Genomic DNA, 24,943 nt, shown 5'->3' on the forward strand with positions numbered 1-24,943 from the left:
CCGGAGGCCTCGCCTCCGGGGGTACTTCCGCATCCGCCCCCGGCTAGGCCAGCGACAGGAACAGCTTCTCCAGGCGGGCCCGCATCGCCTCGGGGTCCTCGCCGTTCTTCCGCCCGCCCTCGATGTCGGTCAGGCACTGCTGGAGCCCGGTCGCGATGATCGCGAACCCGGCCCGGTCGAGGGCCCGGGAGGCGGCGGCCAGCTGTGTGACGACCTCCTCGCAGTCCCGTCCCTCCTCGATCATCCGGATCACACCGGAGATCTGGCCCTGGGCCCGGCGCAGCCGGTTCAGGACCGCCTTGAGCTCGGCGCCCGCGAGATCGAGTTCCATTGCCACTCCTCCACAGATACCCCAGGGGGTAAATTTACTCCCCGGCTCGGGGTCCCGTCGAAGACCAAGGATGACACCCGTCAGGGCGTGTAGCGGCGGAGGAACATCTCCACCCCGTCCACGACGAGCCGTTCGCTCAGCTCCTGGGTGAGTTCCGTCCCGTACTGCTCGAACACCATCTGCGGGAAGACGAGCAGCGAGTACAGCTGGAGCACCGCGACCTCCAGGTCCGGGATCACGAGCCGGCCCCGGTCGGCGAGGGCGCGCAGGGCGTCCGCGACGGCGGGATGGTGGCCGGCCGGGCCGTGCGCGCGCCAGGCGCGGCCGAGCTCGGGGAAGCGGTGGAGCTCGGTGGCGACGAGGGTGCGCAGGGCCCGGCCCTCCTCGTCGGCACGGACGGCCCGCGCCCAGGCGCGCCCGGCCTCGGTGAGGGCGGCGCGCAGGTCCTCGGCGTCGGCGAGGGCGGAGAGGTCGGGGCCGTCGGTCTCGCCGTGCAGCGGTTCGTCGAGGGCGCCGGCGACGACGGCGGTGAAGAGGGCTTCCTTGCTGCCGAAGTGGTTGTAGACGGTGACCTTGGAGACGCCCGCCTCGGCGGCGATGGCGTCCATGCCGACGCCGAAGCCCTCGCGGAGGAAGAGATCGCGGGCGGCCCGCACGACGGCCTGGCGCTTGCGCGCGGCGCGGGGGCCGGTGGGGGCGGGCTTGGGTTCCATGGCCGGAGCCTACCAAGCGAACTGTACTGTTGAGTTCAACTGTACTGTGCCGTACAGTTCAGTTATGGCCCTCGACACTGCCCTCGCAGACGTCCGTTCCCGCCGCTGGACCGCCCTCGCGCTGATCTGCGCGGCCCAGTTCATGCTGATCCTCGACGTCACCGTCGTGAACGTCGCCCTGCCCGCCGTCGCCGCCGACCTGGACCTCGGGCGCACCGCCCTGACCTGGGTCGTCACCGCGTACACCCTCTGCTTCGGCGGCCTGATGCTCCTGGGCGGACGCCTGGCGGACGCCCTGGGCGCCCGCCGGATGCTCCTCACCGGCCTGGCCCTCTTCACCGCCGCATCGCTGATGTGCGGCCTGGCCCCGAACGCCACGGTCCTCCTCTCCGGCCGCGTGGCCCAGGGCATCGGCGCCGCACTGCTCTCCCCGGCGGCACTCGCCCTCGTCACCCTCACCTTCCACGGCCCCGAACGGGCCCGGGCGCTCGGCGTCTGGGCGGCCGTCGGCGGCACCGGCTCCGCCGTCGGCGTCCTCCTCGGCGGCGCCCTCACGTCCGGCCCGGGCTGGCCGTGGATCTTCTACGTGAACGTCCCGACGGGCCTGGCACTCCTGGCCGTACTCCCGAAACTGCTCCCGAAGGACCCCGCGCCGACGGTCACCCGGCACCTGGACGTCCCGGGCGCCCTCCTCGTCACCACCGCCACCGGCGCGCTCGTCTACGGTCTCGTCCAGGCGGGCGACTCGGGCTGGACGGCCCCGGCGACCCTGCTGCCGCTCGTGGGCGCGGTCGTGCTCTACGCGACCTTCGCCACGGTGGAACGAAGGACCCGCACCCCGCTCATGGACCTGAGGATGCTGACCAGGCGCCCGGTCGTCGCGGGCTCCCTGCTCATGCTGGTCGCGACCGCGCTCCTGATCGCGTTCTTCTTCCTGGGCTCGATGCGGCTCCAGCACGTCGACGGCACGGACGCCTTCCGCACCGGACTCCTCTTCCTCCCGGTCGCCCTCACCACGGCGATCGGCGCACACCTCGGCTCCCACCTGGTCACGAAGGCCGGCCCGCGCGCCTGCGCCACCGGCGGCATGGCCCTGGCGGCCGCCGGCTGCGCGCCCCTCGCGTTCCTCGACCCCACCGCCGACCCGTGGACGACCCTCCTGCCGGCCCTGGCCACGGCGGCCCTGGGCCTGGGCGCGGTCTTCGTCACGGCGACCACGACGGCCCTCGGCCTGATCCCCGCGCACGAGGCCGGGCTCGCCTCCGGCATCGTCAACACCTTCCACGAGGTCGGCGGCACGATCGGCGTGGCCCTCGCCTCCACCCTCGCCCTCACCACCACACCCCCCACCCCGTCCGGCTTCACCACGGCCTTCACGGCCTGCGCCCTGACGGCCGCGGCGGCAGCCCTGACCTCCCCCTTCCTCATCCCCCGAGGCAGGCCCCACACGACCGGCGGGGCCCACGGGATGCACTGAGACCGGCCCGTGCGCGGGCCCGGCCACGACTCAGTCCTGGCTCGGGCCCGTCTCGTCGATCGGGCGGATGACCACCGGGTACTCCGGGGAGCCGGGCGGGACCGGGCAGCGGGCGACCTGGGCGGCGATCTCCGTGACGCGGTCCAGGGAGGCGCAGTCCAGGACCCAGTAGCCGGCGAGGACCTCCTTGGTCTCGGCGTACGGGCCGTCGGTGACGACCGGTTCGCCGTCGGCGCCCACCGTGACGAAGCGGGTCGTGGACGGGGCGGCGAGGCCCTGCGCGTCGACCATCTCGCCGCGCGCGGACACCTCCTCGTTGATCGCGTTCATGTGGTCGAACATCGCCTTGAGCTGCGTCTTGTCCCAGGAGGGGTACTGCGCGGTGCCGCGCCCCACCATCGCCTCGTAGTCGGCCTGCGCGCCCTGCACCATCACCAGGTACTTCATGACTCCTCCTCGCTCGTCGGGCTGTACTGCCTCTCGCAGCAGAGTCGGAGCCGGGGCACCGTTCTCGACACCGCGCGGGCGGAAACCGGGAAAAAGGGGGAATTCGCCCGATCGGCCGCCTGCGGGCGCAAGGCCTACCCCGCGCTGAGCTCCCGCTCCAGCGGTGTCCGGAAGCGGGGCGTCACCCGGACGTCACCCAGCCATCCGGTCAGCCGTTCCGTCTCCGCCGCGATCGCCCGCTCCGCCTCCGCGCCCGCGTCGGCGAGGAGCCGGTGGGCGATGGCGCCGTCCGGGCGCTGCGCCCAGCCGCCGACGATCCGGCCGTTCCACCACACCGTCGGCCCGATGTTCCCGCTGCGGTCGAAGAGCGCCGCCCGGTGGGCCGGGTCCAGGTACCAGTCGCGGGCCTGCCAGCCCATCGCCGTCGGGTCGAGCGCGGGCAGCAGCGCCGCCCACGGCTCCGGCTCCGGTACGGGCTCCACGTCGTCCGGCAGGACGTGACCCGTCCCCTCGTCCAGCGTCACCGGCAGCGCCCCGACCTCCGCGAGCGCCTTCCGCACGTCCGTGACCTTCCACCCCGTCCACCAGGTCAGATCCGCCTCGGTCGCCGGCCCGCACGACCCGAGCCAGTGCCGCATCAGCTCCGCCCGCGCCTCCGCAGGGTCCAGCGCGGGACGGGCCTCGGCGAGCGCCCACCGGAAGCGGCTCGACGTCCACGTCCCCTGCGGCCGGCCCCGTACGATCCGCCCCTCCATGCCGAGCACCCGCAGCACCCGGCTCGCCACCGACTGCACGCCCTCCTGGCGGGTGCCGGGTCCGTACACGTACGTCGACCTCAACCTCGGTACGGCCTCGCCGAGTTCGGCCCCCGTCGCCTCTCCCCGTACGGACAGCTCCGCGAGGACGAGACGCTCGGTCCCCTCGAGCCAGGCCCCGTCGAAGTCGCTGCCGGCCGCCAAGTGCTTGAGGAGCGTGGTCCGTTCGCGGACGGCGGCGGCCCGGGTCGTCGAGGCCTGGACGGCGGCGGCGAGGGAGGACGGGAGGACGAACACCGTGTGCCGCATGCCGTGCATCCGGACCAGCGCCCCGTCCTCGTACAGCGCCCGCTCCACCGCCCCGACCGGCTCGACGCCCCCGCGGAGCCGCGCCGCCACCGCGAGGAACACGCTCGCCGGATCCGTCCCGTGCAGCGCCACGAGCGCGCCCCCGACCTCCGCCGCCGACCCCGCCCGTACGCTCCCCGCCAGCCGGTGCCGCACCCCGAGCCGGGCCCGCCGCTCCGCCGCGTCGATGAACCTCGTGTCTCCCATGGGCCCCATGATGGCGTCAGGCGCCCAGGAACCCGGTCACCGTCTTCACGAACTCGTCCTCCTTCTCGAAGAACATGACGTGACCGGCGTCGATCTCCGCGTACGTGCTGCGGGCGATCGCCGCGTGCAGCTCCCGGCTGTTCTCCACCGGCACGGTGATGTCCTGCGTACCGCCGATGACCAGCGTCTCCGCCGTGATCCGGGGCAGCAGCGCGCGGATGTCGACCGTCAGGTCGAGCGCCACGTGCCGCAGGGTGCCCGGCGTGGGCGGCATGTTCGGGACGAGGGCCTCGACGCCCTCGCGGCCGATCGAGTTGAGGAAGCCGCGGCTGAACCCGGTCATCGTCACGCTCCGCCCGAAGCCCGCCGGGTCGAACTCGCCGAGCCGCTGCCACAGCGTGAACAGGTTCCGCAGGTACTCGTCGCCGTTCGTGTACGCCCATCCCGCGACCAGCACGAGCCGCTCGACCAGATCCGGGCGGAGGGCGGCGACGGCCGCGGACACCGGGGCGCCCATCGAGAACCCGAGGAGGTCGACCGGGCCGAGGCCCGCGTCCTCGATCACCGCGACGACCTGCGCGGCGAGCGTCTCGACGGTCAGCGCCCCGCCGTCGTCGACGGTCCGGTCGGCACCGGACAGGTCCAGGGTGATCACCCGGCGGTCCCCGGTGAAACGGGGCGCGGTCTGGCCCCAGTTGATGACGGCGCCGCCGGAACCGGTGCCGTGCACGAGGAGGAGCGCGGGCCCGGCGCCCGAGCCTTCGATGTCGTAGTGGACGCGGGCGGTGCCGACGGTGACGGTGGCCATGATCTCTGCTCCAGGCGGATCCGGGCTCCCCGGTGGGGAGGCGGTGGCTGACCCCGGCCGTTCCCCGGTGGGGAGGCGGTCGGTGGCTGACACCGAGGACTCTGCCGACCCCCGGAAGCGCCCGGGAGAGCCCTTCCGAGCCTGGGACCGCCGATCCCTGGATACGGCCGCCCGCACCCGGCACCATGATCGGCATGACGACCGACCGCACCGACCGCATCGACCGGCGCGAACTCGCCGACTTCCTGCGGCGTTCCCGCGAACGGGTCCGCCCCCAGGACGCGGGCCTCCCGGCCGGACCCCGGCGCCGTACGCCCGGACTGCGCCGCGAGGAGGTCGCCCAGCTCGCCGGCATGTCCGCCGACTACTACATCCGCCTGGAGCAGGCCCGCGGCCCGCAGCCCTCGCCGCAGATGCTCGCCGCGCTCGCCCGCGCGCTGCGCCTCGACAACGACGGGCGCGACCACCTCCACCTCCTCGCCGGCCACCGGCCGCCCGCCGGCGCCACGGCCGGCGACCACGTCGCCCCGGGCCTCCTCCACCTCCTGGACCAGCTGGAGACGACCCCCGCGCAGATCCTGAGCGACCTCGGGGACGTCCTCGCCCAGAACGCGATGGCCCAGTCCCTGCTCGGCGGGGTGTGCACGGTCTCGGAGCACGGGCGGAACGTGGTGTGGCGCTGGTTCGCCGACCCGGCGAACCGCGCCGCGTACCCGGCCGAGGAGCACGCGTACTACAGCCGCCTCCACGTCGCCGACCTGCGCGCCGCCGTCGGCCGCCGCTCCGGCGACCCGGCCTCCCTGCGCCTGGTGGAACGCCTGCGCGGGGCGAGCGAGGAGTTCACGGAGCTGTGGGAGCGGCACGAGGTGGCGGTCCGCCGGCACAGCCGGATGCGGGTCGCGCACCCGGTGATCGGCGCGGTCGACCTGGACTGCCAGGTGCTGCTCGCCCCGGAGGGCGAACAGCGCCTCGTGCTCTACACCCCGCCGCCGGGCACGGACGCGGGGGAGCGCCTGGCCCTGCTGCGGGTGGTGGGCACGGAGCAGTTCGCCTAGGGCCTGCCTTTCGGGTCAGGCCGGGCTCGCGGGGCCTGGCACGTGCGCTCGCCGCGTTGTCGTCGGTCGGCAACTCCCCCGTAGCCCTTCGGGCACGGGAGGTGCCCCCGCCGCGTCGACTCCCTCCTCCGCCTTGCAATCGCACGTACCAGGCCCCGCTCCCCGATCCGGCCTGATCCGAAAGACAGGCCCCAGCGGGCACTCGCCCAGCGCGCTCAGAGGGCGGCGGCGCGCTCCCCCAACGGCCGCCGCCGCAGCGCCGGATCGGTGAGGGCGGGAGGCCGCCAGACGCCGTCCGGCTGGTACAGGTTGGTCCCCGGCGGGACGATCGCGTCGATCCGGTCGAGGGCCTCGTCGGTGAGGACGACCGGCGCGCCCTTGAGGAGCCCTTCCAGCTGCTCCATCGTCCGGGGCCCGATGATCACGGACGTGACGGCCGGGTGGGCGGCGGCGAAGGCGATAGCGAGCTCGGGCAGGGAGCACCCGATCTCGTCGGCCAGCGCGACGAACTCCTCGACGGCGTCGAGCTTGGCGGCGTTGACGGGCAGCGAGGGGTCGAAGCGGTGCGGGGTGAGCGCGGCCCGCCCGCTGGTCAGGTCGATCGCCTGCCCCTTGCGGTACTTGCCCGTGAGGAAGCCGGACGCGAGCGGACTCCAGGTCAGCACCCCCATCCCGTACTTCTGGGCGGTGGGCAGCACGTTCGCCTCGACGCCGCGCGCGAGCAGCGAGTACGGCGGCTGCTCGGAGCGGAAGCGGCGCAGCCCGCGCCGCTCGGCGACGGCGTGCGCCTCGACGATCTCCTCGGCGGGGAAGGTGGAGCAGCCGAAGGCCCGGATCTTCCCCTGGGTGACGAGGTCGCCGAGGACGTCGAGGGTCTCCTCGATGTCGGTCCGGTGGTCGGGCCGGTGGACCTGGTACAGGTCGATCCAGTCGGTGCCGAGCCGCTTGAGGCTGTTCTCGACGGCGAGGGTGATCCAACGCCGCGAGGATCCGCCCCTGTTGGGGCCCTCGCCACCCACCGGGAAGTACACCTTGGTGGCGAGGACGGTCGCCTCGCGGCGCCGCGGGTCGCGCAGCGCCTTGCCGACGATCTCCTCGGACTCGCCGCCCGAGTACATGTCGGCGGTGTCGACGAAGTTGACGCCCTGGTCGAGGGCGGCGTGAATGATCCGGACGGACTCCTGGTGGTCCGGATTGCCGACGGCTCCGAACATCATGGTGCCGAGGCAGTAGGTGCTGACGTCGATCCCGGTCCCGCCGAGTATCCGATAGCGCATGGCGGCACTCTAGGAACTGGAGTGCACTCCAGCGCAAGGGGCGGAGACATCCGGCGGTCCCGCGAACCCGAGAATCGCCCCGCTCAGCACCTCGGGCCGCTCCAGATGCACGTCGTGCCCGGCGCCGGGCACGCTCATCCCGTGGAGACCGGCCCGGATCCGGACCATCTCGGCGTACTCGTCCCCGCCGATGATCCCGCCCTGCGCGCCCTCTCCGAGAACGGCGAGGGCAGGACAGCGGACGGCGGCCCACTCGTCCCAGAAGGCCCGACGGCCGTTCTCGTCCAGGGACCGCACCATGACATCGACCTCGAACCGCGGCCAGAATCCCCCGTCCCGTTCCTCGAGTCCGTCGGCCCACCCTTCCCCCACGGCCCGCTTGCCGTTCCCGAGGTACTCGACGGCCGCCTCCCGTGAGGGGAAAGGCACCGGCCAAGCCCGAAGCCAGCCCCCGATCAGATCCCCCATACCCGGGTCGCCGGGCCCGGGCCCGGCCTCGACGAGGACGAGTGCGCGGGGGAGCCTGGGATGGGCGGCGGCGGTGAGGAGCGCGGTGTGCCCGCCGAGCGACTGTCCGACCAGCAGGGGCCGTACGAGGCCGAGTTCCTCGACGACGGCGACGACATCGGCGACGTACGCGGCACGCGAGACGTCCACCGGGTGCCGCTCGCTGCGGCCGTGCCCGCGCTGGTCGAGGGCGACGACCCGGTGACCGGCCTCGCGGAGCAGCCGGGCGACGGCGTCCCACTCGCCGGACTGCCCGGCGAGCCCGTGGAGGAGGAGGGTGTCGGGCCCGGATCCGCCCCAGTCGCGACAGGACAGCCGTACGCCGTCGCGTACGAGGGTGGACTCGGTCCAGTCAGCAGAGGTCACCCGCCCATCCTCCCTCACGGGTGGAGGAGTTGATCGGCGACGGCGGTGCGGGCGTAGAGGACGGAGCGGCCGCTGCGGTGGGCGGTGACGAGGCCGGCGTTGCGGAGGGCGATGAGGTGCTGGGAGACGCCGGCGGCGGACATGCCGCAGTGGCCGGCGAGCTGGGTGGTGGAGGCGGGGGTGTCGAGCTCGGTGAGGAGCAGGGTGCGGGAGCGGCCGAGGACGGCGGCGACGGCGTCCACGGCGTCGGCGGTACGGGGCTCCCAGACGCTCCCGAAACCGCGGGCCGGGTAGGCGAGTTGGGGTGGATCGGGGTGGACGGAGCGGGTGAGGACGCTGGGCCAGGCGAAGACGGAGGGGATGAGGAGCAGCCCGGAGCCTGCCTGGTCGCGGGTGAGGGCGCAGTGCCGCCGTACGAGACGCAGGGTGCCGTCGTCCCACCGTACGGTCTCGTGGAGCTCGCTCAGGACCCGCGCGGAACCGTGCTCGGCGACCTGCCGGGCCCGGTGGAAGACATCGGCCTCCAGGACCTTCTGGATGCGGGCCCAGTAGGGGGCGAGGGCGAGCTCCCAGTACGTCTCGATCTCGTCGGCGATCCTGGGCAGGACGGCCTCGGGGTCCTCGCGCAGCAGCCGGAGCCGGGGTTCGCGGCCGCCGTCGCGCTCCAGCGCGTCGAGGTCGTCGCGTACGTCGTCGGCGCGGGCGCGGCGGATGGCGTCGAGCTCGGCGGCGAGGGTGGGGAAGGGCCCGTCGGGTGTGGGGTTGAGGAAATCGGCGAGGTACCCCTGAGCGGGTACGAGCGCGGCGAGCCAGCCGCGATCGAGCCCGGCGCGGACGAGCCGGGGACGCACCTGGGCGGCCCAGCGGCCGTGCGGGGCGGAGTCGGGACGGTGGGCGACGATCCGGTAGCTGGTGACGACCTCCCACATGGGGGAGACGGCGAAACGGGTCTGGGCGAGATCGGCGGCGGAGAAGCTGAGGCCGGCGTCCATGGGGTCTCACGTCCTGGGGGAGGCGAATGGATTCGGTCAGAACTTAATCATTGGAGGGGGTCGAGAGGAAGGAAGCAAGCTCCCGGCATGCGAACGAAGCGCCTCTCCCGGTCCTCCTCGTCCCCCTCGACCTCTTCCTCCTCGGCCTTCGAGGGCCTCCCGTCCGTGGTCTGGACGATCTTCGCGGGAACGATCGTCAACCGCCTCGGCTACCTCGTCACGCCGTTCCTGGTCTTCTTCCTCGCCTCGCGCGGAGTGACGGGCGCGGACACCACGTACGTCCTCGGCGCGCTCGGCGCGGGCAACCTGATCGGCCCGGCCGTGGGCGGCGTCCTCGCCGACCGCATCGGCCGCCGCCCCACGATGCTGATCGGCCTGATCGGCGCGGCGGCGGCGCAGGGCGCGCTGTTCCTGGCCCCCGGGGTGTGGACGATGGCCGCGGCGGCGCTGCTGATCAGCGCGGCCGGCAGCACCGTCTCCCCGGCGGCGTACGCCCTGCTGGCCGACGCCGTCGACAGCGAACGACGGCAGCGGGCGTACGCGCTCTTCGGCTGGGGCGTGAACATCGGCACGGCCGTGGCGGGCGTCCTGGGCGGCTATCTCGCGGCGCAGGGGTACTGGCTGCTGTTCGCGGTCGACGCGGGCTCGATGCTGCTGTACGCGCTGGTGGTGGCGGTCCGCCTGCCGGAGCCGAAGCGCCCGGACCAGGAGCGGCGGCCGAACGACGGCATCGGCTACGGAGTGGTCCTTCGCGACCGCCTGGCCCTGCTCCTGCTCCCGCTCTTCGGCGTCCAGCTGTTCGTGTACTCGCTGACCGAGGTCGCGCTCCCGCTGGCCGTCCGCGACAGCGGCCTCTCCCCGGCGGTGTACGGGGCGATGGCGGCGGTCAACGCGATCATGGTGGTCGTGCTCCAGCCGTTCGCGACGGCATGGCTGGCCCGGCTCCCGCAGCTCGCGGTGCAGAGCGCGGGCAGTGCGCTGATCGCGGTGGGGGTCGCGCTGACCGGCCTCGCGGACAGCATCGCCGGCTACACGGTGTCGGTGGTGATCTGGTCGCTCGGCGAGGTCGTCGTCGCGGGCATCGCGGCGGGCATCTTCGCCAACCTGGCCCCGGCGCACGCCCGCGGCCGCTACCAGGGCGCGTACAGCTGGACCTGGGGAACGGCCCGCTTCGGCGCCCTCACGCTGGGCGTGACGACGTACACGACGCTCGGCCCGACGACCCTGTGGTGGATGGCACTGGCGGCGGGCCTGACGACGGCGGCGACGACGCTGGCCCTCCGGAAGAGGGTGGAGGCGCGCACGAACCACACGCTGGCGGCATGAGGAGCGCCGACTAGTCGCGCCGAATGTGCTCGGGATCGATGTGCCGCCGCACCATGGGGAGGGAGGCGACCGCGGCGGCGAGCATGACCCCGAGGGCGGAGGCGAACAGCAGGGGCAGCCCGTCCCAGTCCCAGTGCACCGCGCCACCCCCGGTGATCAGATAACTGGACTCGGCAAGCCACCCGGTGACGATCGCCGCCCCCAGCCCCACCGCCAAGGGCAACAACACCTGCACCACCTGCACCACCCGCAACGTCCCGGCCCGAGCCCCCAACAGGGCGAGCGCGGTCACCTGCCCCCGCCGCTCCATGGCCCGATCGGCCACGGACACGACGAACGCGGCAACCCCGATGACGAGCCCGAGCACCATCCCCACGACCAGGAGACTGCGGATGACGGTCAACTGGGCGAGGGAGTCGATGACGATGCCGACGGGCTCGACGGACGCGGTGGGGGCAACGGCCCCGATGCCGTCGAGAACGGCACGGACAGTGGTGGGGTCGGAAGGACTGACGAGAACGAAGTGGGCATCCGCCAGCTGCGCGCCCCGGGGGAGCAGCGAGGGGGGGATGAGCAGGCTCGGTCCCGCGAACTCCGAGGGGTCGTACGCGCGAATGGAGACGGTCTCCCTGGGCACGGGGACGATCAGCTTCCGTCCGTCGGCGAGCAGGAACGGGAAGCTGCGGCCGGGGCGGGCGTCTTCATTGAACAGGAAGGTCGGATCCTCGATCCGCAGCACCTTGTCGTCGACGCAGCCGTGTGTCGTCCTGGTGAAAGCAGCCAGCTGAGCACACGTGGCGACGACGGCCTGGACCCTGGGCGGGTTCCCCTCCAGGGTGGACACCCATGACTCGGCGGCCAGCCCGTGGGCCTGAACCCCACGTACCGCGGTCATCCGTGCGCGCTGCTCCGCACTCAACTCCGACATCGGAAGGCTGTACTCCTGGACCGGAGCCGTCCGCCGGCTGACCTGGTCCAGCTCGATGAGCACGCCCTGGGTAAGCGAGGCTCCGAACACCAGCAGCACGAGACCGGTGACCACGCGCAGCGCGCTTCCCGGATCGACCTCCGTGCGTCGCATGGCCAGCGACAGCGGCAGCGACTTCGCCGTGGACGCCAGGCGCTTCGAGAGCCACGAGGTGATCGGCGCCAGACCGAACGCAAGCCCCGCCCCGGTCATCAGCACGGCACCGGGAACCAGCACCCCACTGCCCGACCCGCCTGACGGATCCCGCCCCATCGCACTGAGCGCGCAGTAACCGCCGATGACCCCGAGCCCGGGGATCAGCAGCAAGGTCCCGTACTTCCTCGGGGGCTTCCTCTCACCGGTCCGGCGGACGCTGATGGGCGACTGGGCCGCCCGGCGTGCACTGAACTGCCCCACGACCCACGCGAGGGCCGGGCACCCCAGCAGACACACGGCGACGGTCGTCCACTCGGGCAGTCCGTCGGCCGGGTACCAATGCAGCCCTGGCAACCCGACCCGCGCCATGACCTCGTTGACCCCGAGATAACCGACGAGCCCGGCCACAGCCCCGACGAACGCGGCGACCACACCCTCTCCGGCATTGACCCGGAGCGTGTCCTTCACGCTGAGCCCGACGAGCCGAAGCGCGGCGAGCCGACGGGCACGGGACTCCCCGGAGAGCCGCGCGCAGACGGCCAGGAAGATGACGAGGGGGAGCAGGACGATGCATCCGAGTGTGAATCGCAGGATGTCGAGGGTGGAGGGGTCGATCAGCTCATGCTGCGTGGATGGCGTTCCGAAGTCACCGAGTGGTGCCGGCTCTCTCAGCTGATCGGGGCGGGTGCCGATGTAGGCATACAGCTCGTCCGGCCCGGCTAGCCCGGCCGGGGCGATTGTGCTGATCACGCGACCGGGGACAAGCCCTGCAGCGAGTGGGGTGGTTGCCAGGATCTCGCCCAACTTCGGCGAAACGATCGCTTCGCCCGCGCGAGGGAGTGTCTTGATTCCCGGGGGGACGGGGGTAGCACCGGAACCTGTGTGAGCGATGAAGACCCGCCGTAGCGGTTGCGAGCCGTAGGGATCCAGGAATTCTTGGTAGACGACATTCCTGTTCGAACCCGGAATGATGGCTCGACTTGTCACCCGGGCATCGTTGGCAGCGACGATCGTCGGAATGGTGAGTGCGGCAGCAAGGCAGGAAACCCCCAGCGCGGACCCGAGCATCATGAGGAGGAATCGGGCCCACGCCCTGCGTCCACCGCCCCACAGCAGACGCAGGCCAAGGGTGAACGCGTTCACACCGCCATCCGTTGGGCCAGCACGCCATCCGACATCGTGTATCGGCTATCGGCCCTCGCGGCGACATCGGCATCGTGCGTGACGATGACTACGGCAGTCTTTTGTCTTCTCGCCAGCTGAAGGAATTCGTCCAGCACGGCAGCCGCGTTGGCGCTGTCGAGCGCCCCGGTCGGCTCGTCCGCGAACACCACGTCCGGCCGGTGGACCAGGGCCCGCGCCACTGCCACACGCTGACTCTGGCCTCCCGACAGCTTCGACGTCCTGCGCCGCAGCAGATCGCCCAACCCGAGCCGCCCAAGGATCTGGCCGGCCATGGCGTGGGCGTGGGACTTGCTGATCCCGGCGAGCCGGAGAGGAAGCGCCGCGTTCTCCTCGACGGTCAGCTCCGGCAGTAGCTCGCCGTACTGGAAGATGAAGCCCAGACGCGTACGGCGCAGCGCACTGAGCTCCCCGTCGGGAAGAGACGAGAGCTGTTGTCCGTCGAAGGTCACTGTGCCGCTCGAGGGCGGCAGAACCCCGGCGAGGCAGTACAGAAGGGACGACTTGCCCGACCCGCTACTACCCATGATGGCGGCCACTTCGCCGCGATTGAGCGTGAACTCGGCCCCACACACAGCCTGCTGGGTTCCGTAGAAGAGGTCCACGCCCTCGGCGCGGAGGATGACGTCCATCGTGGTGCCCACTCCTATGGGGGGCGGGAGCCGCCGGCAGGCAGCTCCCGCAAAGGTCAACTGCTCTGCGGCCGCTTGAAGTGCTGTGTCGGCGAGCAGTTGTCCGGGTGCATAGAGCCTCGGTTCTGGCAAACGCGTACGTCCGCCGTGTTCGTGTACCGGCTGGCGCCGTCGTGGATGAGCTTGTCGATCCAGACGGTCTTCTTCTGCACACCGTCGAAGCGATTCCAGCCGTAGCCGTGCACCTTTACCAGCAGATACACGTTGTGGTTGTCCTTGACGCCGATGTCGCGCAGCTCGCCCTTGATGTGGAATGCGCCCTGCTGTACTTCCGCGGGCTCCCACCGGTACCTCGCTTCCGCGAAGCGCGCGCCGGTCGTCTTGAAGATCGGCACTTCGTGCCACGAGTCCGCGACCGCCACCCCCATCCCGCCCACGAACAACCCCGCAGCCACCACCGCTGCTGCCAACTTCCTCATCGCTATCCCCTGGTTGAGACGAATGTGCCGACTGGTCATCACAGAAAGTATCTGCATCACTACAGACCGGGTAGCGAAGGAACGTCCCTCCCGGCGATCACCCCCCGATCCGGTGAACAGCCCCTGCCGGGCGCCCCCTTCAGCCTTCCGGGCCACCCCGCAGCGCGCTTGCTGACGCGCCGTGGTGCCCTGTAGCCCGCCACGCTTGAGTGGATCGGCGGTAACGGCCGGACAAGGGGACGCGACGGATCCGGAGTTGGCGGCTACGGCCATGGCGGGAGGGCGCCAAGCGCCTGATGGGGAACCTCTGGCAGCAGGTCCATCGCGAGCGGGCCGAGAGCGTGGAGGCCGATCTGCTCGCCGCCCGTCAGGCTCAAGACGCGGAGTTGCAGCGCATGGTGGTGAACTGAGGGCCGGGGCCGCCGAGGGTCGGGTCGGTGCGGGGCCCGTCGACATGCGGATCCGGGCATCAGGTCATGCCCGGATCCATCAGGCAGGCAGGGATCAGCACATCACCGAGCGGTGACCTCGCCCGAGCAGTCGACGGAGCCGTACGTCCATCTGCAAGGCGCCGCCTCCGGCGACGGGCGGAACCATCTCGCCGTGCGGGATCGGTTCGTCGCGGAGGGTGATCTGTGCCTGTGTCGCCGGGACGGCGCGCGCAGCGTCCGTGGGACCGGCGACGGCGGACCGGGGGACCCGGTACGGCCTCGTGCGGTGCGGCGGACGCTCGCTGGTTCTTCGGTAGGGAGCGCGCGACCCCGCCGCTGACCGGGCGTCTCGGCGAGCGGGTGCGGGCGGTCGGTGGGTCCCTGGCCGTGGCCGCCTCGTCCGGTGCCGGGGAGCCGTCTCGATGGCCGGCCTGCTGGCCCGCCGCCCGGCCCCTGAAGGCCTCGGCCGCGTAGATCGCGAAGCCGCTCGCGCATCAGGCTGCGCGACCTCGGCTGACGCGCGCCGCGTCCGTGAACGTCGAAGGGCCCCACCGCGAACGGTGGGGCCCTTCGACAACGTGCCCGGTGAGGCACTGGCGGAGGATACGAGATTCGAACTCGTGAGGGGTTGCCCCCAACACGCTTTCCAAATGTTCGTACGGGGGTCCGGCGGGGGTCATGAGCGTCCTGACCTGCGGCGGAGGGTTCGGGGTGGGCCCGTCCGGACAGGCCCGGACAGGGGCGAATGAGACCAGGACTGAGACCGTGAAGGTCACTTGCCGACGTCAGGCCCGTACCACTGGAGGGCTTGCCCGGTGACGGCGGCGATGTACTCGAAGTCGCGGTCGCGGTGCAGGAGCGTGAGGCCCTGGAGCTCGGCGGTGGCGGCTACCACCAGGTCGACCGCCCCTGCGCTGCGGTGCTGACCTCGTTTGGTCAGGGCTTCCTGGACCTGCCAGGCCCGGCTGTATGCCCGGTCGTCTACGGGGACCCACCCGAAGACGAGACGCAGGTCTTCGATTCCCTGCGCGCGGTCGTCGGCGGAGCGGGCGCTGTAGAAGAACTCGAGTTCGGTGATCGGGCAGGTCGCGATGAGACCCGCCGCTGCGGCCTGGTCCCATCCGTACTGCTCGGCGTCACCGCGCAAGAACCGGGCGAGGGCGCTGGTGTCGATGAGGAACTGGGCCGAGTTCACCGACGGTAGTTCCTCTTGTCCTCGAAGAGGTCAAGATCGAAGGCCCCCTCGCCTGCTGCCGCGCGCAGGCGAGTGAGCGCGAGTGCTCTGCGCCGGTTCTCCAGTACCTCGCGCAAGGCGGTGTTGACGGTCTCCTTCTTGGTGCCCGTACCGAGGGCTTTTGCTACCTCGGCCAGCAGCTCGTCGTCGAGATCGATCACTGTGCGGCTCATCGGTGCACCTCGCTGTATATCTATAGGTGCACCAAGTGTATCAAGATAGATGTATGAAGGTGCCTGGACGCCCAACAGCGACGCTCCCACCGAGCGCTACGCGCCCCGGGGCTTCAGCCGTGCCCCACCGGCATGACCCCGTGGATGCGGGAGAGGGTGAAGACACGCTCGGCGTCCCGTAGGTGGCACCAGGCTTCGAGGTAGGGCGGGTCGAGGTCGAGGCGGCTGAGAGTACGGACGGTGTGGCTTCCCGAGGCGGCGACGTATGCGACCCGGATGGCCGTACCGGCGTCGATGGCGTGGGCGAGCTGGCGGACGTCGGTGTACGTCAGCTGCTTCGCGTACCCGGCGACGATCTCTTCGGTGTCCGTATGGAAGGGGCCCCCGGACCCGAAGGGGTCGGGCTCCGGAGCCGTCAGCGGGGCGGTCAGCAGTCGGGTGGCCATGGCGCACGAGTCGACGGCTGCCGATGCTTCCGCCGCTCGGTGCGCCGTGCGTTCGGGGCCCGTCCGCGCCCTGGTCTTCCGTGGGGCCGGAATGGCGGCGGCCCTTTGGGGTGGGACCTTCTCGATACGTATGGTCCCGTCAGCGGCCTCGGCGACGGGGGCATAACCCTGGGCCCGGAGCGCGGCGAGGGTCTGGTCGGGCGGCCTGCCGCTGACGAGCACGGTCGGGGCGAGTTGCCGCAGCCCGAGCGCGGCAAGCCCCCGGTGGGCGGCGAGTTCGGCCAGGAGGGCCGGTTCCTCGCCGTGGACGACGCAGGCGGCGGGGGCGATGCGCACGTGGCCGTGCCGGCGAGCGGTGTCGGCGATGAGATAGGACAGAGGCTGCGGCAGAGCCCCGCCGGCGATGGCGGTCAGCTCGGCCGAGATCTCGTCCGCTGTGCGGCCGGCGTCCAGGGCCAGGCGGACGCTGTCCGCGCTGAACCGCCACACGGAAGCTGTTCCGCTGACCTCCCGGTCGGCGGTCGAATCCAGGAGCTCGGCGACACGTACGGACGGCATGCCGGCGATGACGGCCGTGAGGTCGCCGCCGAACCGGGCCGTTCCGGTGGCCTCGGGCAGCAGCCGCCGGCAGGCGGTGGTCAGCCCTTCCACGTCATCGGCCAGCAGAGCGGCACCGAGGGGAGAGAGTGCGCCTCGGGCGATGACACCGAGCAACTCGGCCTCGCGGATCGCTGCGGCGAACGGTGTCTCGTCCTGGGAGGACGGGTGGGCGAGCGGGCGGTGCCACGTCACCAGCGGGACCAGGTCGGGGGCGACCTTCACACCCTGCCCTTCCGGGAGCGTCGCCGCCGCGGCGAGCAGCCCGTGTCGAGCCTGCAGGCAGCCGTCGCAGGGAGGCGTCCCGACCACCGCCGGCAGCGCCTTGTTGTCCTCGTCGCGGGCCTGGGAAGGGGTGAGTCCCAAGCTCCACCATGCCTGAAGCAGCTCCGCGAACCGTTCCGCGGGTTCCTGCGCCGTCCAGGTGTCGTATTCCTCGGTGGGTGCGACGCGGTCGCCGTCGACCGCCAGTAGCCCGGCAGAGTAGGCCGTCTCCAGGGTGATGCGTACGACAGCGCCGTCGGCCTGCGCCGCCTTGGCGATTCTGGCCAGTTCACGTGCGCCGATCCCACCGGACTTGAGCTTGGCCGGCGGAGCGGACGAGGAGGCGGACAGGACCGAGGCGGCCTGTGCCGCGAACGCCGCAGCCGCCGCCATCGCCTCCCGGTCCACTTCCACGGCGGCGACGGACACCGGCTCGACGACGGGCGGGAAGGGCTCGAACGGGGCCGACCAGCCGGGCCCGCGCAGCGCGAGTGTCACCTCGGCGGGCATACGGGACGGCCCGTACTCATGGCGGTTCCGGACCAGGAGCCCCCGGTCCAGGGCCCATCGCTCGCCCGGTGAGTCGGCCCCGGGGGCTCCGAACACGACGAACTCCGTGTGTCGCGGTGCGGACTTCGCCCGGCGCTCAAGCAGCCGGCGGGTGGCCGAAGGAGCCTTGGCGATCACTGCGGCGACGCGTTGCTGATCGCCATGGTGTTCCAGGACGGCGGTCGTGCGCTGTTGCCGCGTGCCGGGCGGCTTGATGCCCAGTGCCACGAGCATGCCGCGCAGCTCCTCGGAGGTCACACCCTCCAGCAGCTCGTCCAATGGAGCGTCAAGACCCAGTGGCGCGTCCCACGCCTGCCGCAGCGGTGCGGCCATGTGGAGGCTTCCGTCGCTGTCCGGCCAGACCAGAGCCTGATCGGCCAGAGCCTCCAGCACGGCGTCCAGCGCCCGAGCGGCAGAGGGTGCCGTCGTTCCCAGCGCCCTCGCCAGGGCGCCGCGCGACAAGGGCGTTCCCAAGGCGGCCAGGGCCTCGGCCACCTGGAGGTACGGCAGGGCCAGCTGCGGCAGGACGAGCGCAACCGAGCCGGGCCGCAGAAGGCGTTCCGCCAGCTCCTCCATGGAACGTGGCTCCGGTGGCGCCACGGCGTCCTTCCGTATCCCGAGTACGCGTGCCAGCCGCGGGGCGTCGAGGCCGGCCAGCCAGGCCGTCAGCGTGGATCGGGACGTCATGGGGAACACCTCGCGAGGCCGGGAACACGGCTCGGGCCGGAGCAGGCCCGGGCGGAGCCAAGGATGGCGCATTCGACGGGTTCTCCGTCGGCACTCGGTGGGGAGTTCACCCACGGAGAGCGAGCTGCTGATGGGTCGGAGCGCGGATGATCCTGGCATGTTGTGCGAAATGTCGTGAATGCCGGAGATAAACGAGACTGTAAATGAGACCAGGGCATGCCGAAGAGCCCGGCCGCTGAAGCGGTCCGGGCTCTTCGTTTCGCCTGTTCAGGCGGCTGCGGAGGATACGAGATTCGAACTCGTGAGGGGTTGCCCCCAACACGCTTTCCAAGCGTGCGCCCTAGGCCTCTAGGCGAATCCTCCGTGGAGAACATTACATGACCGGAGAGGGTGCTCGCGCACGTCATCCGGGGCGGGGGTCGGTCGGAGGATCCAGGTCGGGGAGGGGGGACGGGCGGGGTCCCGGATCGGGTACGCTGGGCGGAGCCCCTCACGCGGTGCTATCTGACTGAACTCCCCCAGGGCCGGAAGGCAGCAAGGGTAGGTCGGCTCTGGCAGGTGCGTGGGGGGCGCTTGCGTTCCCCGGGCGGTTCCCCGGCCCAGCGCCGTTTTCCCGGGTTGTCGGTGGGCGCCTATAACCTCGTATACGTGTCGTCTCTCGCGCTGTACCGCCGCTATCGCCCCGAGTCCTTCGCCGAGGTCATCGGGCAGGAGCATGTCACCGACCCGTTGCAGCAGGCCCTGCGGAACAACCGGGTCAATCACGCGTACCTGTTCAGCGGGCCGCGCGGGTGTGGCAAGACGACCAGTGCGCGGATCCTGGCGCGGTGTCTGAACTGTGAGCAGGGGCCTACGCCCACTCCGTGCGGCGAGTGCCAGTCCTGTCGGGACCTCGCGCGGAACGGGCCGGGGTCCATCGACGTCATCGAGATCGACGCCGCTTCGCACGGTGGCGTGGACGACGCCCGTGACCTGCGGGAGAAGGCCTTCTTCGGGCCCGCCTCCAGCCGGTACAAGATCTACATCATCGACGAGGCCCACATGGTCACCTCGGCGGGCTTCAACGCCCTCCTGAAGGTGGTCGAGGAGCCGCCGGAGCACCTCAAGTTCATCTTCGCCACGACCGAGCCCGAGAAGGTCATCGGGACCATTCGGTCCCGGACCCACCACTACCCCTTCCGGCTCGTGCCGCCCGGCACGCTGCGGGACTACCTCGGTGAGGTGTGCGGGCACGAGGGCATTCCCGTCGAGGACGGGGTGCTGCCGCTGGTCGTCCGTGCCGGCGCCGGGTCCGTGCGTGACTCGATGTCCGTGATGGACCAGCTGCTCGCCGGTGCCGCCGACGACGGTGTGACGTATGCCATGGCGACCTCTCTTCTCGGGTATACGGACGGGTCGCTGCTCGATTCCGTCGTCGACGCCTTCGCGGCCGGGGACGGCGCCGCCGCCTTCGAGGTCGTCGACCGGGTCATCGAGGGCGGCAACGACCCCCGCCGGTTCGTCGCCGACCTCCTCGAGCGGCTGCGGGACCTCGTGATCCTCGCCGCGGTGCCCGACGCCGCCGAGAAGGGGCTCATCGACGCCCCGGTGGACGTCGTCGAGCGCATGCAGGCGCAGGCCTCGGTGTTCGGGGCCGCCGAGCTGAGCCGGGCCGCCGACCTCGTCAACGCCGGGCTCACCGAGATGCGCGGCGCCACCTCGCCCCGGCTGCAGCTGGAGCTGATCTGCGCGCGCGTGCTGCTGCCCGCCGCCTTCGACGACGAGCGCTCCCTCCAGGCGCGGCTCGACCGTCTGGAGCGCGGGGCGGCCGCCGCGCCCGCGCCCGTCTTCACGCCCGGACCTCCGGCGCCCGCCATGGCGTACGTGCCCGGGCCGGAGGCCCACACCCCGATGGCCCCGCCCCCGCCGGCCCCGGCCCCCGCGCCCGTGCAGCAGCCCGCGCCCGTGCAGGCCCCCGTGCAGGACGGGCCCCGGCCCGGGGCCTGGCCCGGTGCCGCCACGCCCGGCAGCGGTGCGCCCGGCGCCTGGCCCGGCGCGTCCGCCGCACCCGCGGCGCCCGCCGCCCCGGCCCCCGCGCCCGTACAGGCACAGCCCGCTCCGGCCGCCCCGGGCGGCAGTGGCGGGGACACGTCCCAGGTGCGGAACCTGTGGCCGCAGATCCTCGACGCGGTCAAGAACCGGCGCCGCTTCACCTGGATCCTGCTCAGCCAGAACGCCCAGGTGGCGGGCTTCGACGGCACGACCCTCCAGCTCGGCTTCCTCAACGCCGGCGCCCGCGACAACTTCGCGAGCAGCGGCAGCGAGGAGGTCCTCAAGCAGGCCCTCGCCGAGCAGTTCAACGTGAACTGGAAGGTCGAGGCGATCATCGACCCCTCGGGCGGCTCCGCGCCCCCGCCCGCCGCCACCGGCTTCGGCGGCTCGGGCGGCACCGGCGGCTTCGGTGGTGGCGGTGGCGGCTTCGGTGGCGGTCGGCCCGCCGCGCCCGCATCGCCGCCCGCCTCCGCGTTCCAGCAGGCTCCGCCGCCCGCCCCCGCACAGGCGCAGCCCGCTCCCGCCCCGGCGTTCCAGCAGGCCCCGCCGCCGGCCTCCGCGCCCGCGTACACGCCTCCGGCACCGCAGCCCGTCGCGCCCGAGGACGACGTCCCGGAGGAGGACGATCCGGACCTCGTCGACTCCGCCCTGTCCGGGCACGACCTGATCGTGCGCGAGCTGGGAGCCACGGTTGTGGAGGAATACACGAACGAGTAGGGGCGTCTCGCTCGGTGGCCCGCACAAGGGGCACCCCGCCCCGCGGGCTACCCTGGCAGGCGTGAAGGTCCTCGTCATCGGCGGCGGCGCCCGCGAACACGCCCTGTGCCGCTCTCTCTCCCTCGATCCCGACGTCACCGCTCTGCACTGCGCGCCCGGCAACGCCGGAATCGCCGAGGTCGCCGAGCTGCACCCCGTCGACCAGCTGGACGGCGCGGCCGTCGCCGCGCTCGCCACCGAGCTGGGCGCCGAGCTGGTCGTCGTCGGCCCGGAGGCCCCGCTCGTCGCCGGCGTCGCCGACGCCGTCCGCGCGGCCGGCATCCCCGTCTTCGGTCCGTCGCAGGAGGCGGCGCAGCTGGAGGGCTCCAAGGCCTTCGCCAAGGACGTCATGGCGGGTGCGGGGGTCCCCACCGCCCGTAGCTACGTCTGCACCACCCCGGCCGAGATCGACGAGGCGCTCGACGCCTTCGGCGCTCCGTACGTGGTCAAGGACGACGGTCTCGCCGCCGGCAAGGGCGTCGTCGTCACCGAGGACGTCGAGCAGGCCCGGGCGCACGCGCTCGCCTGCGAGCGCGTGGTCATCGAGGAGTACCTGGACGGCCCCGAGGTCTCCCTCTTCGCGATCACCGACGGTACGACCGTCCTCCCGCTCAAGCCCGCGCAGGACTTCAAGCGCGCGCTCGACGGCGACGAGGGCCCGAACACCGGCGGCATGGGCGCCTACTCGCCGCTGCCCTGGGCCGACCCGAAGCTGGTCGACGAGGTCCTGGAGACCGTCCTGCAGCCGACGGTCGACGAGCTGCGCCGCCGCGGCACGCCGTTCTCCGGCCTCCTGTACGCGGGTCTGGCGATCACCAGCCGCGGCGTGCGGGTCATCGAGTTCAACGCGCGCTTCGGCGACCCCGAGACGCAGGTCGTCCTGGCCCGTCTGAAGACCCCGCTCGCGGGCGTCCTGCTGAACTCCGCCAACGGCACCCTGGACGACCAGGCCCCGCTGAGCTGGAGCGACGACGCCGCCGTCACCGTGGTCGTCGCCTCCCACAACTACCCGGGCACCCCGCGCACGGGCGACCCGATCGAGGGCCTGGACGAGGTCGCCGAGAAGGACGCCCCGCACGCGTACGTGCTCCACGCCGGTACGAAGCGGGGCGAGGACGGCGCGGTCCTGAGCGCCGGCGGACGCGTCCTGTCGGTCACCGCCACCGGTTCGGACCTGGCGCAGGCCCGCGAGCGCGCGTACGCGGCAGTCGGCCGCATCCGCCTTGACGGTTCGCAGCACCGTACGGACATCGCGCGGAAGGCCGCGGAGGCCTGATCCCGCCGGATTCCAGCTGAATCAGTCCGATTCCTCTTGTGGCCGTGTGGTGCGGAATACGTGAACCACACGGCCACAAGCGCGCCATCACCTTTACCCAAAGCCATTCCATCGAGTGACGGCTCGGCCATACGGATGACGCCCGCCAAAGCCCCAACTAGGGTGCGGCGAAGGCATTCCGGCACTTGGCCCACCGGCATTGCGATGTCAGTGGCGGGTGCCACAGTGGGGGAGTGAGCAACACCGCCACAGGCAGTCCCGTCGAGGACAGGAGGGGGTGATGAACGGCGTGTCCGGTACCGGTTCCGTTGTCGGCGAGGAGTGGGGTGCGCGCGCCGCGCACTCCCGGGCCCTCGCCGTCCTCCGCGTCCGCGGCAGGGCACTGGGCCTCGCGGTGCTCCCCGCCGCCGTGGCCGTCGTGCTGTACGCGGGCGGGGTCACCGGCCACTTCACCGGTACGGCCTGGGACACGGCCCGCTGGATCGTGACGGTCCTCGCCGTCGTCGTCCTCCTCGCCGCCGCGGCCGTCGCCCTCGTCGTCGCCCGGGCCCGTCCGGCGGCCACGCCGACCGTGGAGCTCGCCGAGACCGCGGCCCCCGATCTGTACCGGCTCGTCCGTGACCTGGCCGACCGGCTGGGCGTCCCGGCGCCCGCCGCGATAGCCCTGACCCCGGACTGCGACAGCTGGCTGGAGGACCGCACCCACCGAGCCCACCGCCTCCGCCGGACCTCCGGTGGCGCTCCGGTCCTCGTCATAGGCTCGCCCTTCCTGTGGTGGATGCGCGTCGGCGAGCTGCGGGCGGTCCTCGCGCCCGTCGTCGCCGGTACGGGACCCGCCGCCCACCCCGACATAGCCGCCGCCCGCCGCTTCGTCCGCGGCCTGGACGCCGCCGTCGCGGTGCCGCAGGTCCCCGGCCTCGACCCGGTCCGCCGGCTCGGCGCCCGCGGCGTCGGGCAGGTCGCCCGCGTGCTGCTGCGCGCCTGTCGCGGGCACGCCGGCGAGATGGAGCGCGGGGTCGCCGCCGCGGGCTCGGAGCGCGCACAGGCCGTGGACTACGGCGTACGGATCGTCGCCCAGGAGCAGGTCGGCCTGGCCTACGCGGGCTGGGACCGCCTCCTCACCCGGGTCGCGCTGCCCGCCTGGCGCATGGGCCGCTGGCCCGCCAAGCTCGACGCGGGCGTGGTCTCCGCGCTGACCGAGCTCTCCCGCCGGGACCGGCTCGCGGAGGGCTTCTCCTCCCGGCTCGGCGAGCGCCCCGCCTGCGACCTCCTGGAGGAGCCGGGCGCCGTCGACGAGGCCACCTCGCTGCTCGCCGCCCGCCTCTTCCACGGCGGCCCGGCCGAGCCCGGCCCCGACTGGGCCCCGGTGGAGTGGAGCCAGTACCCGGAGGAGGTCGTCGACCGCAAATGGCGCACCGACGCGGCCCGCCTCCACCGGGTCCTCGACGACCTGGGCGTGCCGGCCACCGGCACCGACCTCGGTTCCGACGACGCGCCGGGCCCGACCCTGACCCGAGTGATGGCCCATCTGGCGACGCCGCGACCGGAGGCGGCCGAAGGCCGGGAGTCCGACGCGGACGGGGCATCCGGTGCGGGCCCGGCGGTCGGCACGGGTGCCGAGGCCGGCGCCCACCTCACCGGCGAGGCAGCCCCCGGCGCCGCTGCCGCCACGGACCCGGCCCCGGAAGCCGATTCCGGCACCGGAACAGACCCGGCCGCCCCTGGCACGGGCCTCGGCTCCGGCACAGACTCCGGCTCCGGCACGGGCCTCGGCTCCGGCGCGGGCCTCGGCTCCGGCACAGACTCCGGCTCCGGCGCGGGCCTCGGCTCCGGCACAGACTCCGGCTCCGGCACAGACCTCGGCTCCGCCACGGGCCTCGGCTCCGGCACAGACTCCGGCTCCGGCGCGGGCCTCGGCTCCGGCACAGACTCCGGCTCCGGCACAGACCTCGGCTCCGCCACGGGCCCCGGCCCCGAGACCGACCCCGCCGTCGACGCCGATCTCGACCTTCTCGTCGAGGACGACGACGAACCGGTCAACCCCGCCGCCGAGGCCCTCGCCGGGGCGCTCGGTGCGCTGGTCGCGCGGGAGGACGCGGCACGGGAGGCCCGGGTCGCCGCGGCGGCCGCGGAGAGCGCGCGTGCCGTCGAGCAGGGGAGCGGGCCCGACGGGCTCCTGCCGCTGTTCCCGCTCCAACCGCCCCGTACCGGCCGAGACCTGCTCGCCGACCATGTGACCGCGATGGTCTGCTGCGCGGCCGTGGACACCGCCGAGGCCGCCCCCGGCCTCGACTGGCTCGACGGCCCCGCCCTGCTCGTCGGCGGCGAGCGTGCGGCCGACCTCGGACCCCGGGTCCTCGCGCTCGTCGAGGACGGCGACCCGGAGCCGCTGCGGGTCTGGCTCAGCCGCACCGGGGTGCGCCCGGAGAAGCCCGTACGCCTGGTCTGAGGCCCCTCCCGAGCGGGCCCCAGGC

At 72.7% G+C, this 24,943-nt stretch carries 20 protein-coding genes, 1 tRNA gene and 1 other RNA gene; 7 read left to right on the forward strand and 15 right to left on the reverse strand.

The window, feature by feature from the left end:
* Window positions 1-43: 43 nt before the first annotated feature.
* The gene (locus ACFYX3_RS17065) at window positions 44-331 is read right to left on the reverse strand and encodes a metal-sensitive transcriptional regulator (RefSeq protein WP_030685455.1); all 288 of its coding nucleotides are present in this window, start codon (window positions 329-331) and stop codon (window positions 44-46) included.
* An 80-nt stretch (window positions 332-411) separates the two neighbouring features.
* On the reverse strand, window positions 412-1,044 hold the full coding sequence (locus tag ACFYX3_RS17070) for a TetR/AcrR family transcriptional regulator (protein WP_389013772.1): 633 nt from the start codon (window positions 1,042-1,044) through the stop codon (window positions 412-414).
* A gap of 64 nt (window positions 1,045-1,108) precedes the next feature.
* On the opposite strand from ACFYX3_RS17070, the gene ACFYX3_RS17075 reads away from it, so the two are divergent.
* Window positions 1,109-2,521 (forward strand): DHA2 family efflux MFS transporter permease subunit, encoded by a 1,413-nt coding sequence (locus ACFYX3_RS17075; protein WP_389013775.1) that lies wholly within the window; start codon window positions 1,109-1,111, stop codon window positions 2,519-2,521.
* Between the two features lie 30 nt (window positions 2,522-2,551).
* Here the strand turns inward: ACFYX3_RS17075 and ACFYX3_RS17080 are convergent, their stop codons facing one another.
* The 3 genes from ACFYX3_RS17080 to ACFYX3_RS17090 all read right to left on the reverse strand — a co-directional run bounded on the left by ACFYX3_RS17080 (window position 2,552) and on the right by ACFYX3_RS17090 (window position 5,086).
* Complete coding sequence (locus ACFYX3_RS17080) at window positions 2,552-2,968, reverse strand: YciI family protein (RefSeq protein WP_389013778.1); 417 nt, start codon at window positions 2,966-2,968, stop codon at window positions 2,552-2,554.
* Between the two features lie 134 nt (window positions 2,969-3,102).
* Window positions 3,103-4,278 (reverse strand): winged helix DNA-binding domain-containing protein, encoded by a 1,176-nt coding sequence (locus tag ACFYX3_RS17085; protein WP_389013781.1) that lies wholly within the window; start codon window positions 4,276-4,278, stop codon window positions 3,103-3,105.
* Between the two features lie 16 nt (window positions 4,279-4,294).
* On the reverse strand, window positions 4,295-5,086 hold the full coding sequence (locus ACFYX3_RS17090; RefSeq protein ID WP_382655774.1) for an alpha/beta fold hydrolase: 792 nt from the start codon (window positions 5,084-5,086) through the stop codon (window positions 4,295-4,297).
* Between the two features lie 185 nt (window positions 5,087-5,271).
* Here ACFYX3_RS17090 and ACFYX3_RS17095 point away from each other — a divergent pair, with 185 nt between their 5' ends.
* Complete coding sequence (locus tag ACFYX3_RS17095) at window positions 5,272-6,141, forward strand: helix-turn-helix transcriptional regulator (RefSeq protein ID WP_376593037.1); 870 nt, start codon at window positions 5,272-5,274, stop codon at window positions 6,139-6,141.
* Between the two features lie 215 nt (window positions 6,142-6,356).
* On the opposite strand, the gene ACFYX3_RS17100 is transcribed toward ACFYX3_RS17095, so the two are convergent.
* Genes ACFYX3_RS17100 through ACFYX3_RS17110 form a run of 3 tightly spaced genes read right to left on the reverse strand, consistent with a single transcriptional unit; the run spans window position 6,357 to window position 9,283 of the window.
* Window positions 6,357-7,418, reverse strand: coding sequence for an aldo/keto reductase (locus ACFYX3_RS17100; protein WP_389013786.1), 1,062 nt, complete (start codon window positions 7,416-7,418; stop codon window positions 6,357-6,359).
* A 9-nt stretch (window positions 7,419-7,427) separates the two neighbouring features.
* A complete protein-coding gene (locus ACFYX3_RS17105) occupies window positions 7,428-8,291 on the reverse strand; it encodes an alpha/beta fold hydrolase (RefSeq protein ID WP_389013789.1) in 864 nt (287 codons plus the stop codon).
* 14 nt (window positions 8,292-8,305) lie between these two features.
* The gene (locus tag ACFYX3_RS17110; protein WP_389013792.1) at window positions 8,306-9,283 is read right to left on the reverse strand and encodes a DUF5937 family protein; all 978 of its coding nucleotides are present in this window, start codon (window positions 9,281-9,283) and stop codon (window positions 8,306-8,308) included.
* An 87-nt stretch (window positions 9,284-9,370) separates the two neighbouring features.
* On the opposite strand from ACFYX3_RS17110, the gene ACFYX3_RS17115 reads away from it, so the two are divergent.
* Window positions 9,371-10,609, forward strand: a complete 1,239-nt coding sequence (locus ACFYX3_RS17115) for an MFS transporter (protein WP_389013795.1) — start codon at window positions 9,371-9,373, stop codon at window positions 10,607-10,609.
* A 10-nt stretch (window positions 10,610-10,619) separates the two neighbouring features.
* Here ACFYX3_RS17115 and ACFYX3_RS17120 read toward each other — a convergent pair whose 3' ends face one another.
* From ACFYX3_RS17120 to ACFYX3_RS17150, 7 genes are all read right to left on the reverse strand, one after another.
* Entirely contained in the window at window positions 10,620-12,875 is a 2,256-nt protein-coding gene (locus ACFYX3_RS17120; RefSeq protein ID WP_389013798.1) for an FtsX-like permease family protein, read from the reverse strand.
* On the reverse strand, window positions 12,872-13,546 hold the full coding sequence (locus tag ACFYX3_RS17125; RefSeq protein WP_389013801.1) for an ABC transporter ATP-binding protein: 675 nt from the start codon (window positions 13,544-13,546) through the stop codon (window positions 12,872-12,874). Before ACFYX3_RS17125 ends, ACFYX3_RS17120 begins: the two co-directional genes overlap by 4 nt.
* A gap of 56 nt (window positions 13,547-13,602) precedes the next feature.
* On the reverse strand, window positions 13,603-14,064 hold the full coding sequence (locus ACFYX3_RS17130; RefSeq protein WP_389013804.1) for a hypothetical protein: 462 nt from the start codon (window positions 14,062-14,064) through the stop codon (window positions 13,603-13,605).
* A 1,164-nt stretch (window positions 14,065-15,228) separates the two neighbouring features.
* Complete coding sequence (locus tag ACFYX3_RS17135) at window positions 15,229-15,651, reverse strand: PIN domain nuclease (protein WP_389013807.1); 423 nt, start codon at window positions 15,649-15,651, stop codon at window positions 15,229-15,231.
* Window positions 15,648-15,863, reverse strand: coding sequence for a type II toxin-antitoxin system VapB family antitoxin (locus tag ACFYX3_RS17140; RefSeq protein ID WP_389013810.1), 216 nt, complete (start codon window positions 15,861-15,863; stop codon window positions 15,648-15,650). The genes ACFYX3_RS17135 and ACFYX3_RS17140 overlap by 4 nt, the downstream gene beginning before the upstream one ends.
* Before the next feature lie 113 nt (window positions 15,864-15,976).
* Window positions 15,977-18,406 (reverse strand): helicase-associated domain-containing protein, encoded by a 2,430-nt coding sequence (locus ACFYX3_RS17145; protein ID WP_389013813.1) that lies wholly within the window; start codon window positions 18,404-18,406, stop codon window positions 15,977-15,979.
* Between the two features lie 278 nt (window positions 18,407-18,684).
* Window positions 18,685-18,769, reverse strand: a tRNA-Ser gene (locus tag ACFYX3_RS17150).
* Window positions 18,770-18,887: 118 nt separating this feature from the next.
* Here ACFYX3_RS17150 and ffs point away from each other — a divergent pair.
* The 4 genes from ffs to ACFYX3_RS17170 all read left to right on the forward strand — a co-directional run bounded on the left by ffs (window position 18,888) and on the right by ACFYX3_RS17170 (window position 24,918).
* Window positions 18,888-18,986: signal recognition particle sRNA small type (gene ffs / locus ACFYX3_RS17155), an RNA gene on the forward strand.
* A gap of 68 nt (window positions 18,987-19,054) precedes the next feature.
* Entirely contained in the window at window positions 19,055-21,154 is a 2,100-nt protein-coding gene (locus ACFYX3_RS17160) for a DNA polymerase III subunit gamma and tau (RefSeq protein WP_389013816.1), read from the forward strand.
* Between the two features lie 61 nt (window positions 21,155-21,215).
* On the forward strand, window positions 21,216-22,469 hold the full coding sequence (gene purD / locus ACFYX3_RS17165; RefSeq protein WP_382655755.1) for a phosphoribosylamine--glycine ligase: 1,254 nt from the start codon (window positions 21,216-21,218) through the stop codon (window positions 22,467-22,469).
* 280 nt (window positions 22,470-22,749) lie between these two features.
* The gene (locus ACFYX3_RS17170) at window positions 22,750-24,918 is read left to right on the forward strand and encodes a hypothetical protein (protein ID WP_389013820.1); all 2,169 of its coding nucleotides are present in this window, start codon (window positions 22,750-22,752) and stop codon (window positions 24,916-24,918) included.
* Window positions 24,919-24,943 lie beyond the last annotated feature (25 nt).

It is taken from the genome of Streptomyces sp. NPDC002463 (assembly GCF_042889835.1).
In the GTDB taxonomy this organism is placed as follows: domain Bacteria; phylum Actinomycetota; class Actinomycetes; order Streptomycetales; family Streptomycetaceae; genus Streptomyces; species Streptomyces nymphaeiformis.

Bases quoted from the DNA above. Each gene is read 5' to 3' on its own strand.
- ACFYX3_RS17085 (WP_389013781.1), bottom strand. From the start codon at position 4,278: ATGGGAGACACGAGGTTCATCGACGCGGCGGAGCGGCGGGCCCGGCTC.
- ACFYX3_RS17095 (WP_376593037.1), top strand. From the start codon at position 5,272: ATGATCGGCATGACGACCGACCGCACCGACCGCATCGACCGGCGCGAA.
- ACFYX3_RS17130 (WP_389013804.1), bottom strand. From the start codon at position 14,064: ATGACCAGTCGGCACATTCGTCTCAACCAGGGGATAGCGATGAGGAAG.
- ACFYX3_RS17070 (WP_389013772.1), bottom strand. From the start codon at position 1,044: ATGGAACCCAAGCCCGCCCCCACCGGCCCCCGCGCCGCGCGCAAGCGC.
- ACFYX3_RS17065 (WP_030685455.1), bottom strand. From the start codon at position 331: ATGGAACTCGATCTCGCGGGCGCCGAGCTCAAGGCGGTCCTGAACCGG.
- ACFYX3_RS17140 (WP_389013810.1), bottom strand. From the start codon at position 15,863: ATGAGCCGCACAGTGATCGATCTCGACGACGAGCTGCTGGCCGAGGTA.
- ACFYX3_RS17080 (WP_389013778.1), bottom strand. From the start codon at position 2,968: ATGAAGTACCTGGTGATGGTGCAGGGCGCGCAGGCCGACTACGAGGCG.
- ACFYX3_RS17125 (WP_389013801.1), bottom strand. From the start codon at position 13,546: ATGGACGTCATCCTCCGCGCCGAGGGCGTGGACCTCTTCTACGGAACC.
- ACFYX3_RS17075 (WP_389013775.1), top strand. From the start codon at position 1,109: ATGGCCCTCGACACTGCCCTCGCAGACGTCCGTTCCCGCCGCTGGACC.
- ACFYX3_RS17170 (WP_389013820.1), top strand. From the start codon at position 22,750: ATGAACGGCGTGTCCGGTACCGGTTCCGTTGTCGGCGAGGAGTGGGGT.
- ACFYX3_RS17100 (WP_389013786.1), bottom strand. From the start codon at position 7,418: ATGCGCTATCGGATACTCGGCGGGACCGGGATCGACGTCAGCACCTAC.
- ACFYX3_RS17115 (WP_389013795.1), top strand. From the start codon at position 9,371: ATGCGAACGAAGCGCCTCTCCCGGTCCTCCTCGTCCCCCTCGACCTCT.
- ACFYX3_RS17145 (WP_389013813.1), bottom strand. From the start codon at position 18,406: ATGACGTCCCGATCCACGCTGACGGCCTGGCTGGCCGGCCTCGACGCC.
- ACFYX3_RS17110 (WP_389013792.1), bottom strand. From the start codon at position 9,283: ATGGACGCCGGCCTCAGCTTCTCCGCCGCCGATCTCGCCCAGACCCGT.
- ACFYX3_RS17090 (WP_382655774.1), bottom strand. From the start codon at position 5,086: ATGGCCACCGTCACCGTCGGCACCGCCCGCGTCCACTACGACATCGAA.